General features: G+C 36.5%; 11 protein-coding genes and 1 pseudogene. 8 read left to right on the top strand and 4 right to left on the bottom strand.

Going from position 1 to position 18,069, the window contains the following annotated elements; translation table 11 throughout:
• Positions 1-252: 252 nt before the first annotated feature.
• Positions 253-2,811: a DNA mismatch repair protein MutS gene (gene mutS, locus A9G22_RS06890; protein WP_065587445.1), complete on the top strand. Its 2,559-nt coding sequence runs from the start codon at positions 253-255 to the stop codon at positions 2,809-2,811.
• Positions 2,812-2,964: 153 nt separating this feature from the next.
• On the opposite strand, the gene dld is transcribed toward mutS, so the two are convergent.
• Together dld and rlmF are read right to left on the bottom strand one after the other, a co-directional pair.
• On the bottom strand, positions 2,965-4,662 hold the full coding sequence (dld, locus tag A9G22_RS06885) for a D-lactate dehydrogenase (RefSeq protein WP_065587444.1): 1,698 nt from the start codon (positions 4,660-4,662) through the stop codon (positions 2,965-2,967).
• A 293-nt stretch (positions 4,663-4,955) separates the two neighbouring features.
• The gene (gene rlmF / locus A9G22_RS06880; RefSeq protein ID WP_218058763.1) at positions 4,956-5,909 is read right to left on the bottom strand and encodes a 23S rRNA (adenine(1618)-N(6))-methyltransferase RlmF; all 954 of its coding nucleotides are present in this window, start codon (positions 5,907-5,909) and stop codon (positions 4,956-4,958) included.
• A 360-nt stretch (positions 5,910-6,269) separates the two neighbouring features.
• Between rlmF and A9G22_RS06875 the strand changes: the two genes are divergently transcribed.
• From A9G22_RS06875 to mscM, 3 genes and pseudogenes are all read left to right on the top strand, one after another.
• Positions 6,270-7,682 (top strand): sodium:proton antiporter, encoded by a 1,413-nt coding sequence (locus tag A9G22_RS06875; RefSeq protein ID WP_075508572.1) that lies wholly within the window; start codon positions 6,270-6,272, stop codon positions 7,680-7,682.
• Between the two features lie 346 nt (positions 7,683-8,028).
• Positions 8,029-8,877: an archaetidylserine decarboxylase gene (asd, locus tag A9G22_RS06870; RefSeq protein ID WP_075508571.1), complete on the top strand. Its 849-nt coding sequence runs from the start codon at positions 8,029-8,031 to the stop codon at positions 8,875-8,877.
• A 76-nt stretch (positions 8,878-8,953) separates the two neighbouring features.
• A pseudogene (mscM, locus tag A9G22_RS06865) lies at positions 8,954-11,500 on the top strand (miniconductance mechanosensitive channel MscM); the annotation flags it as partial.
• On the opposite strand, the gene A9G22_RS06860 reads toward mscM, so the two are convergent.
• Positions 11,497-12,027 carry a DedA family protein gene (locus A9G22_RS06860; RefSeq protein ID WP_065587440.1) on the bottom strand — a complete coding sequence of 177 codons (531 nt, stop codon included), beginning with the start codon at positions 12,025-12,027 and terminating at the stop codon, positions 11,497-11,499. The pseudogene mscM and the gene A9G22_RS06860 sit on opposite strands and share 4 nt — an antisense overlap.
• Positions 12,028-12,210: 183 nt before the next feature.
• On the opposite strand from A9G22_RS06860, the gene fdhD reads away from it, so the two are divergent.
• The 4 genes from fdhD to A9G22_RS06840 all read left to right on the top strand — a co-directional run bounded on the left by fdhD (position 12,211) and on the right by A9G22_RS06840 (position 16,497).
• Entirely contained in the window at positions 12,211-13,017 is an 807-nt protein-coding gene (fdhD, locus tag A9G22_RS06855; protein WP_075508569.1) for a formate dehydrogenase accessory sulfurtransferase FdhD, read from the top strand.
• A 289-nt stretch (positions 13,018-13,306) separates the two neighbouring features.
• Positions 13,307-14,125, top strand: coding sequence for a purine-nucleoside phosphorylase (locus A9G22_RS06850; RefSeq protein WP_075508568.1), 819 nt, complete (start codon positions 13,307-13,309; stop codon positions 14,123-14,125).
• 57 nt (positions 14,126-14,182) lie between these two features.
• Positions 14,183-15,421, top strand: coding sequence for a nucleoside permease (locus A9G22_RS06845; protein WP_075508567.1), 1,239 nt, complete (start codon positions 14,183-14,185; stop codon positions 15,419-15,421).
• Positions 15,422-15,567: 146 nt separating this feature from the next.
• The gene (locus tag A9G22_RS06840) at positions 15,568-16,497 is read left to right on the top strand and encodes an EamA family transporter (protein ID WP_075508566.1); all 930 of its coding nucleotides are present in this window, start codon (positions 15,568-15,570) and stop codon (positions 16,495-16,497) included.
• A 111-nt stretch (positions 16,498-16,608) separates the two neighbouring features.
• On the opposite strand, the gene dsdC is transcribed toward A9G22_RS06840, so the two are convergent.
• A complete protein-coding gene (gene dsdC / locus A9G22_RS06835; RefSeq protein ID WP_065587435.1) occupies positions 16,609-17,553 on the bottom strand; it encodes a DNA-binding transcriptional regulator DsdC in 945 nt (314 codons plus the stop codon).
• Positions 17,554-18,069 lie beyond the last annotated feature (516 nt).

Raw genomic sequence — 18,069 nt, 5'->3', positions numbered from 1 at the left:
TTTTTTCGATTTCAATTTACATCATCACATACCCTTTTATGTTTTGCGATTTTTAAATTCATTTATTGACACACTTTTCCTTTTAGGGATCATATATAATGATACAATCTTAAAACGCTAAAGCTTTTTTATTAAAATTTATTACAATTTTTATTACCGTTATAAGTACACTTAAATAACAAAATAAGTGATTATTTGACACAAACTAATAAGTAAATAGATTGATTTTTAAAAACGAAAAGAAATAATGCCATGATGAATGAAGACAATTTAACCGACCACACACCAATGATGCGGCAGTATTTAAGATTAAAAGCCGAAAATCCCGATATTTTGCTTTTTTATCGCATGGGTGATTTTTATGAGATGTTTTATGATGATGCCAAGCGTGCCTCGCAGCTTTTAGATATTTCGCTCACAAAGCGTGGCTCGTCAAATGGTGTACCGATTCCTATGGCGGGGGTGCCTTATCATGCGGTTGAAAGTTATTTAGCCAAGTTAATCTCACTAGGTGAATCGGTGGCTATTTGTGAACAAATAGGCGATCCAGCAACAACCAAAGGGCCTGTTGAACGTAAAGTGGTTCGTATTGTTACTCCTGGCACAGTCAGTGATGAATTATTACTAGAAGATCGCAAAGATAATTTACTTGCTTCAATCTGGCAAAATAAAAACCATTATGGCTATGCCACACTCGACATTAGTTCTGGTCGCTTTTATGTTTTTGAATGTGACAACTTTGAGGCGATGCAAGCTGAACTGCAACGTACTAGCCCTGTTGAATTGCTATATCCAGAAGAATTTCAATCCATGCCATTAATTGAAAATCGCCATGGTCTGCGCCGTCGTCCACAATGGGACTTTGATCTTGAAACGGCAAAACAACAGCTTAATTTGCAATTTGGCACCAATGATTTAGTTGGATTTGGTGTAGAGGCGTGCAATTATGCACTTTGTGCAGCGGGTTGCTTATTGCAATATGTTAAAGATACCCAGCGCACTGCTCTGCCTCATATACGTTCCATTATCAAGCAATCGACCAATGACTTTGTTGTGCTAGATGCTGCAACCCGTCGCAATCTAGAAATTACCGAAAATCTAACAGGTGGAACACAAAATACGGTTGCAGACATACTCGATAAAACCCAAACGCCAATGGGCAGCCGTATGCTTAAACGTTGGTTACACTCACCAATCCGTAATTTAACAATATTACAAAATCGGCAACAAGCGATTAGTGAATTACAAAATTATATTGATGATGTTAATCCGCTACTAAAACAAATTGGTGATTTAGAGCGTATTTTAGCAAGGCTAGCACTGCGTACCGCTCGGCCTCGTGATTTTGCTCGTTTGCGTGATGCTTATAATCTGCTACCGCAATTACAAAAACTATTGAGTTGCTTAACTTCACCCGCATTAATTGGCTTGCGTGCCAAGATAAATCAATTTGAAAGTATCGCCGATCTATTAACGCGCGCCATTGTTGAAGCGCCACCCGTGATTATTCGTGATGGTGGCGTGATTGCCAGCGGGTATAATGCAGAACTTGACGAATTGCGTAGTTTAGCTGATGGGGCAACCAACTACTTAGAACAGCTTGAAATCCGAGAGCGTGAAACTCTTGGCATTGATACGTTAAAAGTTGGATTTAATGCAGTGCACGGTTACTATATTCAAATCAGTCGAGGGCAAAGCCATTTAGCGCCAATTCATTATACTCGCCGTCAAACGCTGAAAAATGTTGAACGATATATCATCCCTGAACTTAAAGAGTACGAAGATAAAGTGCTCACCGCTAAAGGACGAGCCTTAGCACTTGAAAAGCAACTTTACGAACAGCTATTTGATCTATTAATGCCAGATCTAGCCGATATGCAAATCAGCGCTGAGGCCATTGCCGAACTTGATGTGCTTACCAATTTAGCAGAACGGGCATTAACGCTTAACTACCAAAAACCGACACTATCGACCAATGCTGGTATAGAAATTAAAGATGGGCGACATGTGGTGATTGAGCAAGTTTTACAAACACCATTTATTGCAAACTCGTTATTATTATTGCCAAATAGGCGAATGCTAATTATTACTGGTCCCAATATGGGGGGAAAAAGTACCTATATGCGCCAAGCAGCCTTAATTGTTCTACTGGCTTATATTGGTAGTTTTGTCCCTGCATCTAAAGCAATCATTGGACCTGTTGATCGAATTTTTACCCGAATTGGTGCCTCTGATGATTTGGCATCAGGTCGCTCTACCTTTATGGTCGAAATGACCGAAACGGCTAACATTATGCACAATGCTACAGAACAAAGCCTTGTTTTAATGGACGAAATCGGCCGAGGTACCTCAACGTATGATGGGCTATCTTTAGCTTGGGCCTGTGCTGAGAATTTAGCCAATCAAATCAAATCAATGACACTTTTTGCAACTCATTATTTTGAATTAACCCAGTTACCAGAACATATGCAAGGCGTTTATAACGTCCACTTCGATGCGATTGAACACGATAACAACGTTGCTTTTATTCATGAAGTTTCTGAAGGCGCTGCGAGTAAAAGTTTTGGGATTGCTGTGGCAGGGCTTGCAGGTGTGCCTAAGGCAGTATTAAAACGGGCTAAACAAAAATTGAAAGAGCTTGAAATTATCTCAAAACAATCTGCTAACAGTGGTGTTGATAAATCGCAACTTTCTTTAATTGACAAACCTGAACCGTCAGAAGTGGAAGAAGCGTTAAAAGAGATTGACCCCGATGCTTTAACACCAAAACAAGCATTAGAGATGTTATATCAATTAAAAAAATTGCTATGATCTGAAATAACGCGATAGCTGTTGTATCGCGTTATTATCCATCTAAAAAAGATTTACAGAAGTTATTCAATAAAACACCATCAGATAGTATTTTTTGGCGGTTAAATTTCAATACTTGACGGTGTCTACAATTTAACGCAACTCAACCATGCATTAAGCCCAATTTTTCTTTTTGGACGTTTTACCTATACCGGGGTTCAGACTGTTTGTGGGATCAAGCTCTTGATAGAATTTTTTTAGATCGGCATTAGCGTGATACAAGTGCCCCACATTATGCTCTGCTGGATATTGCGCACCACGCTGATCGAGTAATGCTAAAATCTCTTCCTTGACTTTATCACAATCTACACCTTTTTTAGCAATGTAGTCTTGATGAAACACATAACAGAAAAAATGCCCATAATACATTTTATAAATAAAGTTTTGATCGATGTTTTCTGGCAGTGTTTCAAACCAATCGGTATCATTACGTCGTAACGCAATATCTAACGCAACAATATTTTCTACTGTTTTGCTATGCACGTTGCGATAAGCTGTTGCTGCGCCAGCGGCTGCAAAACGGTGTAACATTGCTGCTTCGGCTTCTTTTTCATTACACAAAAAATAATTGCCATTTTTATTTTGAAAATAACCTTTTAAAAAAGTTTCGGCTTCAGCAATCCCATCATCCGCCATTTTTAAAATAAGATGATGTTTATAACGATCACGATAATCACGTAATGACTTGGGTAAATGATTGGGTAAAAATTTGCAAGCAAAAATAGAAAACCGATCCGAAAAATTTTTAGGGAAGAATGGGATTTTCGCCGTAACACGATCAACCAAATTTTTAAAAACAAACATGCGAGGCATCCTATCCGTACCTAAATTTTTAATGGCTAAAAAGGTCGGTTTTCCATATATAGCGGCAATATCAAAAGCCACACGGTGCATATATTCGCCCGACACAGGCAATGTTTTAAATTGACTTAAAATGTGACGACGAATACCATTTAATTCTTCAATATCATTGGTGCCAATATAAAATACGGCTGATTTTTTCTCTAACGGGAATGTATCAAGGCGCACAGCAAACACCATCAATCGCCCCGCACTACCTGATGCTTCATAATGACGGGCGGGATCTGCATTAAAGCGAGCGGGTGTATCAGCATCAATTTTACGAACATGCTCACAATAATGATGATCATGACCTAAGCCTGCATCACGTTTAATCTCTTTATCGGTATAAGTATGATTTTGTAGGTTCTGTAAAATCGTTTCAGGATCATCCCCGAGTTCAATCCCTAAATGATTCACTAAGCGCAACTGCCCTTGCTGGTCTAATTGCGCAAACACCGCCATTTGGGTATACGCAGGACCACGTTGAATCAGTGCGCCACCCGAATTATTACACACACCACCCATTACTGAAGCACCAATGCAAGATGAGCCAATGACCGAGTGCGGTCCACGATGATATTTTTTTAATTCCTTTTCTAAACGAAAGAGCGTGCTACCTGGCAAGCAAACAACTTGCTCACCATTTTCTATCACTTTAATCCCATCTAATCGACGGGTACTGACAATAACAATAGGCCGATCATAATCATTACCATCGGGGGTAGAGCCACCGGTTAACCCCGTATTGGCTGATTGAGTAATAACAATAACATTCGCTTCCACACACGCTTTTAATACTTGCCATTGTTCAACTAACGTCCCAGGCAGCACAACGGCTAACGCATCACCTTCGCCAAAGCGAATACCTTGGCGGTAAGGTAACGTGCGCGCAGGATCGGTTAAAGTGTGTTTAGCACCAACAATTTTTTGTAACTTATTAATAAATACAGCTGACTCGTGGCTATTCATAGAGATTTTCCTTTGCAATGTTAAATGGCGTTGGTGATTTTGTAATCAATACATCTTAATTGAATCACCTACAATTTACTATGCAATTTTTAGTCAACAACAAGACAGCTAGCTTTATAATTTATTATTATAAACAACAAGATATAAAAAATAGTTGTTTATTTATGAATAAAAACAACGAAGATAGGTTTATACTATCAATCATTAAGGTCACATAATCTTCAATGACAAGCCCTTGCGTTCTTTATAAGATACAAAAAACAACAAAATAAAAAACAAATAAAATCAATTTACTAACTGAATTTTTTTATCCGTACCTGTCTATCCTCTTGACTAAAAAAAGTCCACGCCACAAATCGGCTTACTTTTTGCCCTTGCGCCATGGGCACAATTTTACTATCAGCCACTCTAACCGCTGTTAGCTGTTTTTTTATCAATTCTAATGACGATTTTTTAGAGACTAGCGAAGTAAACCACAAACATTGCTGTTTAAAGGCAACGCTTTCGTTAATCATATTAGTAATAAAAGTACTTTCACCACCTTGGCACCACAGTTCGGCATGTTGTCCGCCAAAGTTAAGAACAGCTTTTTGGTTTGGATTGGTTAACTTGCCCAAATTGGTTAGTTTTTTTTGGGTGCTTGCTAACGCATCTTGTGCCGAAGCATGAAAAGGCGGATTGCACAGTGTTAGCATGTAAAATTCGTTACGTTTAATAATATGCTTAAAAATCGCTGTACTGTCTTTTTGCAATCGACACTGCACTGCCCCATTCAAGATACGATTAGCTTGGCAAATTAATGACGCCACTTTAATGGCGGTAGGATTAATATCGCTACCCACAAAAGTCCAGCCATATTCAGCCCGCCCAAGAATTGGATAAATGACATTAGCACCAACACCAATATCTAAAACGCGAATTTGCTTACCTATCGGAATGTTATTTTGGTTGTCTTGTGCCAATAAATCGGCTAAATAGTGAATATAATCTGCTCGCCCTGGAATGGGGGGGCATAAATAACCATCTGGAATATCCCAATAATTCATCTGATAATGATGATATAACAATGCCTTATTTAATATCTTGATCGCCAGTGGGTCGGCAAAATCAATTGATAAATTACCATATTGATTCTGATTTACATATTGAGACAGCTCCGGCGCTATTTTGATAAGTTGCGCAAAATCATAACCTGTTCGGTGTTTGTTTCGGCAATGTAAGGGGGACTTTTTTAATGGCGTTTGCACGATTTTCCTATTATTCAAAATCAAATAATCGCTATTATAACGGCTTAACTGCGATATGCGAAAACCGAAGTAATAAATTAATCAAGATAATTACTTTAGGCATTTTTGTTGTACTTTTTCAACCGAAAAACGTTCAGAAAAGGCATTGATTTTATTGAAGTTTTTTTGCAAATTATTATCTGGAAAACTTCAATAAAATCAATACTTTTTCTGACAACTTTTTAGGTTATTTTTATATCATTAAACTCCGGATATAACGATGATTACCTAATCACCACATTCAAAAATCTTAACATTCGATAAATTAAAAACACTTTGTTATAATCCCCATCACTTTAAAACCAAAAAAACAAATCCACAATGAAAGCCCTTGTACCTCTTATCATCTTAATCTTCATGCCTTTTGACCTTTTTGCAGCGGGTTTTAACGGTCATGATTTATCACTCTTTTGGGGTATTCCTTTTGTGGGAATTTTGCTTTCAATTGCATTAATGCCACTATTTTTGTCGCGACTTTGGCATCATCATTATGGCAAAGTTATTATTTTTTGGACGATGCTATTTTTGCTGTTTACCTGGTATTCATTTGATTTACCAACCACCGTCAATCTTACCGTTCATGCAATAATAGCCGAATATATTCCTTTTATTTTGTTGCTGCTGGCACTGTTTACCGTCTCGGGCGGAATCTTGATTAAGAGCGATGTGCTTAGCACCCCCAAGCAGAATGTTGCTTTACTAGCAATAGGCACACTATTAGCGTCGATCATGGGCACAACAGGCGCAGCCATGTTAATGATTCGGCCGTTGATCCGAGCCAATCGTAATCGAAATTGTTCAATGCACACTGTTATCTTTTTTATTTTTTTAGTGGCTAATATTGGCGGAGGATTAACCCCGCTAGGTGACCCACCATTATTTATCGGTTTTTTAAAAGGCGTTAATTTTGGATGGACTGTTAAGCATATGCTGATGCCAGTTTTGCTTAGCTCACTACTGTTATTAGCGATTTATTACATCATTGATTGTCACTACTTTCGTGTACAATATGGTCTTTCGCCTACACTAACTTCGGCTTCAAAAACCAAAAACGTTAAAATTTATGGAAAAAACAATATTTTCTTATTAATAGCCATTATTGCCTGCGTGCTAATGTCTGGCATTTGGCATTCATCGGCTAATTTTACCATTTTAGGTACGCCTATTGCTTTGCCCAATTTAGTTCGCGATAGTTTGTTTATTATCATTACCCTCATTTCAATGCTAATCACCCCTAAACAGGTACGTGCAGGTAACGAATTTAATTGGGAACCTATCATCGAAGTTGCTAAACTATTTATAGGGATCTTTATTACTATCGTTCCGGTACTGACCATGTTACGAGCAGGTAGTCATGGTGCATTAGCCCCAATCGTATCACTGGTAACCAATACGCAAGGTGAGCCAATCAACAGCATGTACTTTTGGTTATCAGGTTTACTTTCTGGCTTTTTAGATAATGCGCCAACCTATTTAGTCTTTTTTAATCTAGCTTCGGGCGATGCCTCGACCTTAATGACCGTGCTAGAAAAAACCTTACTCGCTATTTCGATGGGTTCGGTTTTTATGGGGGCGCTTAGTTATATAGGTAATGCACCTAACCTTATGGTCAAAAGCATTGCATCGCAAAATAAAATTAACATGCCCAGCTTTTTTGGCTATACGAAATGGTCGGTATGCATTTTAATTCCGGTGTTTATTATCGATAATTTAGTGTTTTTTGTGCTACTTTAACTTGGGCAGTAGTCACTCATTAAAGCTATTGTGATACCAAAAAACGCCGTTCTGTATTCACCCGAAATTAGGTAGTGTGTGGCTTAATCCAATCAAGTATAACCCAAGCTTAATTTTTATCTTTAGCCATGTCATGTCATTTTTGTTAAATAGAATTTAAATAACTAGCAATGATTGCCGTGTTTAATTGTTTACTATCTACTTCCTTAGGCGTGAGGCATGGCACAGTGTTTAAAATATTGGTCCTTGATATTACCAAATACACATTATTCATTTTAGCCGTTTTACACTTTATGTATAAATCTTGGTATAATACCGTATTTCTACCTTTACTTGAGAGTTATGTATGTCAAATCAATTAAAAGCAATGATTCAATATCTACTTCCTAAACAGCTGTTAACCGTGATATTTGGATGGCTGGCAAAAAAACAGTTAGGTAAAGTGACGACATGGATGATTATGGGCTTTTGTAAACTGTATAAAGTCGATTTGAGCGAAGCAAAAATTAACAATGTTCAAGAATTTAAAACCTTTAACGACTTCTTTGCTCGCGAATTAAATGAAGATGCACGCCCAATTGATGCTACTAATAGTGCAGTAGTTATGCCAGCTGATGGAGTAATTAGTCAGTTTGGAACTATTCAAGATACACTGTTATTACAGGCTAAAGGGCATTTTTATTCTTTAGAATCACTGCTTGCTTGTCATCCTGACATGCTCAAGTTTTTTAAAAATGGTTCATATGCAACCACTTATTTATCACCTAAAAATTACCACCGCTTTCATATGCCTTGCGATGGTGTTTTGCGTGAGATGATTTATGTACCTGGTTCGCTGTTTTCCGTCAATAAGGCAACAACAGAAAGCATTCCGAATATTTTTGCACGTAATGAACGTGTAATATGTCTTTTTGAAACTGAATTTGGACCAATGGCGCAAATTTTAGTGGGGGCAACCATTGTCGGTAGCATCGAAGTACCATGGGAAGGAATCATTACGCCACCGCGCGAGGGTGTCATGAAACGTTGGACATATTCAGGTGAAGTCAAATTACAAAAAGGGCAAGATATGGGTTGCTTTAAATTGGGGTCAACAGTGATTACGTTATTTGCATCAAATGCAATTGAGTTTGAAAGCCACCTTAAAGTGGGCGATGTTACCCGTGTAGGTCAAAAATTAGCCAATAGGATATAACTTTATGTGGATTCGTGGTTTTTTATGCTTTGCTGCTGTGTTGTTTTCTTCACTAACCTTTGCCGAAGAAACCACGCCCATCATGAATAGTGAGAATGATCTTGCGCAAGTTGTTCATCAATTGAGTGATAAAAATGATGAGCTGCGACAAAATATGGAGTTACAAAAAGCCCATTTAACTAGCATTGTTAATGAGCAAAATAATATCACTACGCAAATTTCCCATGTGCAAAATACACTGGCAACGCTTGACGAGCAAGGAGAGTGGTTGAGCTTTTCGACCACGCTGGGCGAAACTCTGCGTCAACAATTATTGCGCTTACCCGAAAAACCTAAATCACAAGCACTTGATGCTGAAATTGCCGAAGCAAAAGCCCAACAACTTAATTATAGTAATATTTTAACTACATTAGATGCTTACCCAACCTTAACAAGCCCGCTTAATAGTGTGAAAGAGGCTACACAATATCGTCGTTTGCTTCGGGAACAGACTGAATTACTTAAAACACTTATTTCGGGAACCGATACCACTATTTTAGAGTTGACTAAATTAAAAATTGCTAATAAGCAATTAACTAATGCAATTGACGAAGTGAACGATGCTGCTCACCGGTATTTCTTTTGGGTGGCAGATGTCAATCCAATATCGTTGAGTTATCCGATAAATTTAGCGAAAGATGTGATTTATTTCATTTTTTCGATCGATACTCTTTCGCAACTTTATAATGCCAGTACTGAAGTACTGAGTGCACCCAAACCGCTATTTTTAATCATTTTATCGTTACTCTTTGTGTTTACGCATTTTAAAATGCGCACCAAATATAATACCTTTTTAACTAAATCAGCCAGCCGCGTGGGTAAAGTAACACAAGATAGTTATTCTTTAACCCTAAAAGTAGTTATCTTTTCATTAATTATGGCGTTACCGGTGCCAATTTTGTGGGCGGTGTTTGGTTATGCATTGCAAATTAATTGGGATTATCCTGTTGCATATGCATTAGGTTATGGTGTAAATGCAGCAGCACCAATTTTATGGGTGTTTATTATTTCAGCGCATTTTGCATCATCTAATGGGCTATTTATTAGCCATTTTGGTTGGTCTGAACGTAGCGTACGCTCGGCAATGAAATATTATCAGCTTTCAATTTGGCTAGTGATTCCATTAGTGATGATAGTGATGAGCTTTGACGAGTATAACAACCGCCAATTTGCTGCCACAATTGGTCGTACAGCTTTTATTTTTTTATGTTTTGCTTTAGTGTTTATGACTAACGCCATCCATCGCGCTGGCGTGCCTCTTTATATTGATAAAAAAGGATCGGGCGATAATTTATTAAGTCATATTTTGTGGTTTATCTTATTAAGTGCTCCTTGGCTTGCCATTATTGCTGCTTGTTTGGGTTATTTATCAACAGCTCAGGTGTTATTAGGTCGCCTTGAAGCATCAGTTATTATTTGGTTTGCGCTATTGGTTATTTATTACATGATTCGTCGTTGGATGTGGATTCAAAAGCGTCGCATTGAATTTGAACGCACTAAGCAACGCCGTTTAGAACGTATGCAACGCGCCAAATCACAAGAAGATGATCTTAATTCACTGAACGACAGTGTCGATGAACCGATTATTAATTTAGATGTCATTAGTGCCCAATCTTTACATTTAGTCAGATCCATTATTATGATGATTGCGCTCATTAGCATGATTTTGCTATGGTCTGAACTGCATTCGGCTTTTGCTTTTATGAATAATATTAAGCTGTGGGGAACCAGTGCCATTGTTAATGGTACCGAAATTGAACAATACATCACCCTTGGTGCGGTATGTATTGCTATTTTAGTGATGACAATCACCGTGCAACTCGTCAAAAATCTGCCTGCTTTATTGGAGTTAGGCATTTTACAGCATTTAGATTTAACTCCGGGAACAGGTTATGCGATTTCAACCGTTTCAAAATATATTATTTTGATGGTCGGGTGTATGATTGCGTTTTCATTTATTGGTATCGACTGGTCTAAAATCCAATGGTTAATTGCCGCACTTGGTGTAGGGTTAGGTTTTGGTTTGCAAGAAATCTTTGCTAATTTTATCTCTGGCTTAATCATTTTATTTGAAAAGCCGGTGCGCATTGGCGATACTGTGACAATTCGTGATTTGACGGGCAATATCACCAAAATCAATACTCGTGCCATTACCATTGTTGATTGGGATCGTAAAGAAATCGTGATGCCTAATAAAGCCTTTATTACCGAACAATTGGTGAACTGGTCGTTGTCAGATTCGATCACTCGAATTGTATTAACCATTCCCGCAACTATCGATGCTGATAGTGATCTGGTAATCAAACTTTTACAACAAGCCTCAGATGAATGTGAATATGTGCTTAACGATCCTGAACCTCAAGTATTCTTAGTGGATATCCAAGAAGGCATCCAGTTGTTTGAATTACGGGTTTTTGCTGCTGAAATGGGACACCGAATGGTACTTCGAAGCACCATACATAAGCTGATACTTGAAGCTTATCGTAAACATCATTTGACGCTACCATTCCCACCATTGCAAACCAATTTAGAAGCATTGGGGCGCAAAAGTGGACGTCGTAGTTATACCATCGGCACGCTTTAGCCAAAGAGTGTTTCTAGCCAAGGCACACCAAACGCACCTGGTGCAAGCAATACAAATGCCCAAACTGGCGCAGAAGCAATATTAGCTAAATTAAATTTGGTGGCTGGCATGTGCATTGCGCCAGCTATTAATGGCACAATTGCGCGTAGTGGTCCAAAAAAACGACCAATAAATACCCCAAATGTTCCATAACTTTGAAAAAATTGTTCGGCACGATAAACTAATTTCGGGTGCTTATTAAGTGGCCATGAAGCAATAACTTGTTGATGATAGTGTTTTCCTAGCCAATAAGACAGTAAATCCCCAAAAACTGCACCCATCGAAGCGGCAACGAATACCGGCACAAACGATATTGCTCCCCCACCGATTAAAGTCCCTGCTCCTAATAAAATGGCCGTTGCTGGAACCACAAGCGAGATGATTGCCAATGATTCACCAAAAGCTAATAAAAATATAATTGGCAATGCCCAAACTTGGTGTTGCTCAATAAACTGCATAATGGCCTGTGTGATTTCGTGTAATGACATCGGGTTAGCTTGTAATTATAAATTGATTATGGTGAACTATTTTACCATAATATTGATTGCTTAGCGCTGAGCATGCTATCTATTGATAAAATTTTACATGGCGTTAACGTTTCTAAGGTGATTAACGTTTGAGTTTGTGCATATAGTAGTCTTAATTATAACCCAACTAACAAGAGACAAAAAATGGCGATCGGTATTGAATCAATTCTAGTACGCAAATTTAAAAACAGTGAAATGCAAAGTTCTCAACCTGATGTACTAGCTATCGAAAAGCCAGTTGCATTAATTTATAACGGAATTTCGCATGTTGTGATGATGGCGACCCCAAAAGACTTGCATTATTTTGCAATGGGGTTTTCGTTAACTGAAAATATTATTCAATCAGTTAATGATATTTATGGCATTGATGTTATTGATACCCCCAAAGGTATAGAAGTACAAATTGAACTTTCATCGCGACGCTTTAGTGAACTAAAAGAAAAGCGCCGTAATTTAACTGGGCGTACAGGTTGCGGTATTTGTGGGACTGAGCAGATAGAGCAAGTTTGCCAATTCATTCCCTCTTTACCACTAATGAGTCAGATTAAGTTAACTGATTTTAGTGACAGCTTAAGCTATTTATCGCAAGTGCAACAAGTGGGTAAACAAACGGGTTGCACGCATGCGGCGGTGTGGCTGGATTTGAATGGACAATTTATGGCAGGATTTGAAGATATCGGCCGGCATGTGGCCTTAGATAAACTGCTGGGCTTTAGAGCCATGCAATTGCCCAATAATTCTAAGTATCAATATGGTGTAGTATTAGTATCCAGCCGCGCCAGCTACGAAATGGTGCAAAAAACCGCTAATTGCGGAGTGGAATTTTTGTTAGCGGTTTCGGCTGCAACTTCAATGGCCGTTGATTTGGCTAAACAATGCCATTTAACTTTGTTAGGATTTTTTAGGGATAATAAAGGTGTGATCTATTCTGGAGAAGAACGCCTAGTCTAATGGCTGTTTAGTATTGTGTATTTTCTATAGTTAAATTAATTTTTAAAGTTAATCAATTGAATAATATAAGCAAAAAAAATCATCATTTAATTCAATCTAAGATATCTCGATTCGCATCTTTCTTTATTGGGCGAAGATCATCATAATATATGCCGAAAAACAAAAATTACCTTGTTTTTTTAATTATTTTGTAGGTTTTTACCCAATTAAACTAAGTAATAGGTTGCTGCTGTTTATTATATTCATCCTGTTGTAGCTTAGCATTTAATTTTTTTGAAAGGATACTATCATGCATCAAACTTCTGATATTCAACAAGCCGTTAACTATATTCAAAAACACACAGACAAAAAACCAACTATTGGGATTATTCTAGGTTCAGGCTTAGGACCTTTTGCCGATACACTTAAAGATGCGGTTCACATCCCTTATGACATAATACCACATTTTGCCAAATCAGCAGCAGTAGGCCATGCTAATGAATTAGTCATTGGCAAATGTGGTGATAAAACCATCGTAGCAATGAAAGGACGCTTTCACTATTATGAAGGATTTTCATTAGATCAAGTTACTTTTCCTGTTCGTGTGATGAAAATGCTTGGTGTTGAAAAATTAATTATCACTAATGCATGTGGTGCAGTCAATACCAGTTTTAAACCGGGTGATTTAATGCTCATTACCGATCACATTAACCTTACTGCTAACAACCCGCTCATTGGACCAAATAATCCTGATTTAGGTGTGCGTTTTTTAGATGTGAGTGAGCTTTATAACAAGCAATTACGCTCAACAGTCCTTGATGTAGCTAAAGAACTTAATATTAACTTACAACAAGGTGTTTATGCTTGGTGGACAGGTCCAACTTATGAAACCCCTGCCGAAATTAGAATGATTCGCGTTTTAGGTGCCGATGCAGTGGGTATGTCAACCGTACCGGAAGCAATCATAGCTCACCATTCAGGCATTAAAACCATTGGCATTTCGTGCTTAACCAATATGGCTTGTGGAATTTTAGATCAACCATTAGGGCACGAAGAGGTCATTGAAACGGCAGAACGCGTTAAAGCAACCTTTTTACAACTTATTACAAAAACGATTGAACGCTTTTAAGTGATACTTTTATATTTGGTTTTCTATAAAAAGTTCACTTTATTTTAGGAATAAACAATGGACATACAAAATAGATTAAAAATAATGATGTTTTTCCAATATTTTATTTGGGGAAGTTGGCTTGCCACTTTTGGTGCTTATTTATTTAATACTTTACACTTTTCAGGTTTTGAAGTATCGATGATTTTTAGCACGAAAGGTTTAGCGGCATTAATTACGCCATTTATTATTGGCATTATTGCCGATAAATTTTTACAAGCTAAATATCTTTATCTATTTTGCCATTCGGTTTGTGCTATTGCGCTTTTTTATGCTGCATCAATTAACAATTCAGCCATTTTATTTTGGGTAATGTTAGGCAATGCACTAGCATTTATGCCGACTATTGCATTATCTAATTCAATTAGTTATCACTGCTTAGATAAATATAATTTAGATACTGTCACTGTCTTTCCTAAAATACGAGTATTTGGTACAGTAGGCTTTATCATCGCAATGTGGACTGTTAGCTTATGCAAATTCGAGTTGAGCAATGCTCAACTCTATATTGCTTGTGCAGCCTCGATTTTACTTGTGATTTATAGCGCGACATTACCCAATATTGCTGTATCTAAAAGTCAAAAACAATCTTGGATTTCTTATTTAGGGTTAGATGCTTTTGTGTTATTCAAAAAACCGGTAATGGCTGTATTTTTTCTTTTTTCTATGTTACTTGGCGCAATATTACAAATCACCAATACTTTCGGTGGCGCTTTCTTGCATGATTTTGGTAAAATTTCAGAATTTAAAGATAGTTTAATTGTACAATACCCAGCTATCTTATTATCTGTTTCACAAATGGCTGAAGTTGCCTTTATCTTGACTATCCCATTTTTCCTCAAAAAATTTGGCATAAAAAAAGTCATCATGATAAGCTTAATTGCTTGGACACTTAGATTTGGTTTATTTGCATTTGGCGATCCAACACCTTTTGGTTTTGTGCTGCTAATACTTTCAATGATCGTCTATGGGTGCGCATTTGACTTCTTTAATATTTCAGGCTCAATTTTTATTGAAAAAGAAGTCAGTTCAGAGATTCGAGCTAGCGCTCAAGGACTATTTATGACAATGGTTAATGGTATTGGTGCTTATTTTGGTTCAATTTTAAGTGGTATTGTTGTTGATATGTGTACGCACGATGGCAACAAAGATTGGCAAACAATTTGGTTAATTTTTGCTTTATATGCACTTGTGTTAGGCATTGTTTTTTATTACTCATTTAATTATGACCATACTAAAAGCAAATCTGCCGCATAATCACTCATCCGTTTTGATTCGTTTTTTAATTTAACTTGTTAAAAAGTCTCAGTGGTCGTTTGAAATACACCTCCCTGAAGACTTTTGTTGTATTTTTGTGTCGATAATTTTCGACAATGTTATTTTTAGTGTGACGAGATTTTGATATGAAAGATAATTTTTTAGGTGGTTTTCTGGTTTTTCTAGGCGCATGCAGCTTTGGAGTGCTATCTTCAATTGTAAAAACAGCTTATAAAGCGGGCTATACATTAGGCGAAGTCACGGGTATCCAGTGCTTTTTAGGTATGCTAATGTTGTGGAGTATCCACTTTATTGTTAAAGCTGTACACAAACCCAAAGTATCTGTATCAACTAACACTCCATTAGCAACATCGACAATTCAACGTCCTGAATCAACAAAGAAATGGAAGGTTTGTGCCGTTGGTCTCTTTCCTGGATTAGTAGGTATTTGTTATTATCAATGCGTTCAGTTAGTACCTGCATCAATTGCGATTATTTTATTAATGCAATATTTGTGGATCAGCATTATTATTGATTTTGTTATTTTCAAAAATAAACCTACCATTATCCAAATTTCAACAGTAATTGTGATTATTTTGGGTAGTAGCTTAGCGGCAGGCATGTTTAACCAAGATATTAGTTTAAATTTAAAAGGTTGCTTTTTTGGCTTTTTAGCTGCACTGATGTATTCGCTCTTTATTAGTACTAGCAGCAATATTGGTAATGAATTACCTAAACTTGAAAAAAGTGCTTTAATGATTACTGGCGCATGTTTTGTTACTTTTTTGATTTTTCCTCCTTTGTTTTTCTTCAAACTTGATATTAGCGATAAACTGTATCAATTAGGATTTTTGTTAGCACTACTTGGAACGGTGTTGCCACCTTTTTTATTTTCGGTCGGGATTCCTAAAATCGGTATTTCATTAAGTGCGATTCTTTCGGCTGCTGAACTACCTGTTGCAGTAACCTGTTCATTTTTTTATTTGCATGAATCGGTCTATTTTAACCAATGGATTGGAGTGATCATCATACTGCTAGCAATTACTTTACCTAACTTAAAAAATATAAAAAAATGAGTTAGTTCTAGATTAGAAGGTGGGAATAATCCTGCCTTTTATTGTATTTTTAGTGATTTCAATTCAAATTTAATTGCTATTTGTTTTCAATCCAATATAAATTCCTTTAGTTCATTGGAAGTAATGTTTTAACCATTGAATAAAAATATCGGCTTTCGGGTTATGCTTGCCTTTTGATTTGCAAATATAATAACGTTTTGAACACGGCGCTTCCATTTCGGCAAATGGTGTTACTAATTGTTCTGATTTTAGATACTTGCCAATAACTTGCTTTCTCCCCATGGCAAGCCCCACATGGTTAATCGCAGCCGCAACTGCATAATCAAAACGATCAAAAAAGATATTTTGCAGTATGTTAAAGTCATAACTTAAGGAATAATAATTCCCCCAATTGTTCCATTCATCAAAGTTAGAATCGTAGCCATTATTTTGATTGTCATGTAATAAAACGCAGTGTTTTAAATTATCGACGTTATTATATAAATTATGCTGCTCTGCATAATAAGGGCTACAAACTGGTACGATTGTTTCATCCATTAGGTGATCACAACTAAGATCACCATTATCAAGATCATTATAATATATGGCTAAATCAATACGATGTTGATTAAAATTGATAACTTTGTTTCCGGATAAGACATTTAACGAAATGAAGGGATATTGTCTTGCAAATTGTGATAATTTTGGAATTAACCACGCTTGTGTAAAAGCCGAACTTGAATAAATGGTTAATTGATTTGAGAGTTCTTGATTTTTAATTTCTAATATTTCTTGATTCAAACTATTAAACGATTTTTTAACTACATTAAATAAATTCTTACCATCGTGAGTGAGTTCAATGCGCCGATGAAACCGTTTAAAAAGTTTAATATCGAGCTCTTCTTCTAATTTATTAATTTGATGACTCACTGCACTAGGGCTTATACAAAGCTCTTCTGCGGCTAATGCGAATGATAAATGACGTGCTACTGATTCGAAGGTATATAATTTTGCTAATTGATAACGATTAATAATGCGATTTTTATTTAAAAACTTAAATTTGGTCCCATAGTACATTATTTACTCTCCCTGGCGCGCCTTAAAAAATAATAGATAATCTAAGACACTCAAACTTACATCTCCAAACAAATTTATTGTTCTATCTGTTTAAAATTTAACATTCTTGAGCTATGTCACATTTTTGAATCAATCTAGTTCATCTTAAGGTCAATATTAATCATTTGTCAAATACTTAACAAAAACTTCTAATAACGTTGGTATTTTGATTTAATAATAATATGAAGTAAAACATTATCTGTTATTTAAAACCATAAAAGACATCTGAATTTTTTAATTGGTTTATTTTTATAAAGTATTTACTTCACTTTAATTGATACAGATAGTTATTGGGGTTTATTTGGTAAAATTGCAAAAGAGAAGTAATGATGCTTAAAGGTATTGAAAAGCTAGTCTATCATCACCATATCTATAAACATCTTGTAAACCTTTAACCAACATTGCTAATGTTTAGCCCAAAAATAAGTGATTTTATAAATTTTACTATTTTTAAAACATTAGCAATAAAAAAATAAA

It is taken from the genome of Gilliamella sp. App2-1, assembly GCF_001690255.1.
In the GTDB taxonomy this organism is placed as follows: Bacteria; Pseudomonadota; Gammaproteobacteria; order Enterobacterales; family Orbaceae; genus Gilliamella; species Gilliamella apicola_G.
The sequence above is the reverse complement of the archived record's forward strand: the minus strand, read 5'-3'. Positions and strand labels throughout refer to the sequence as shown.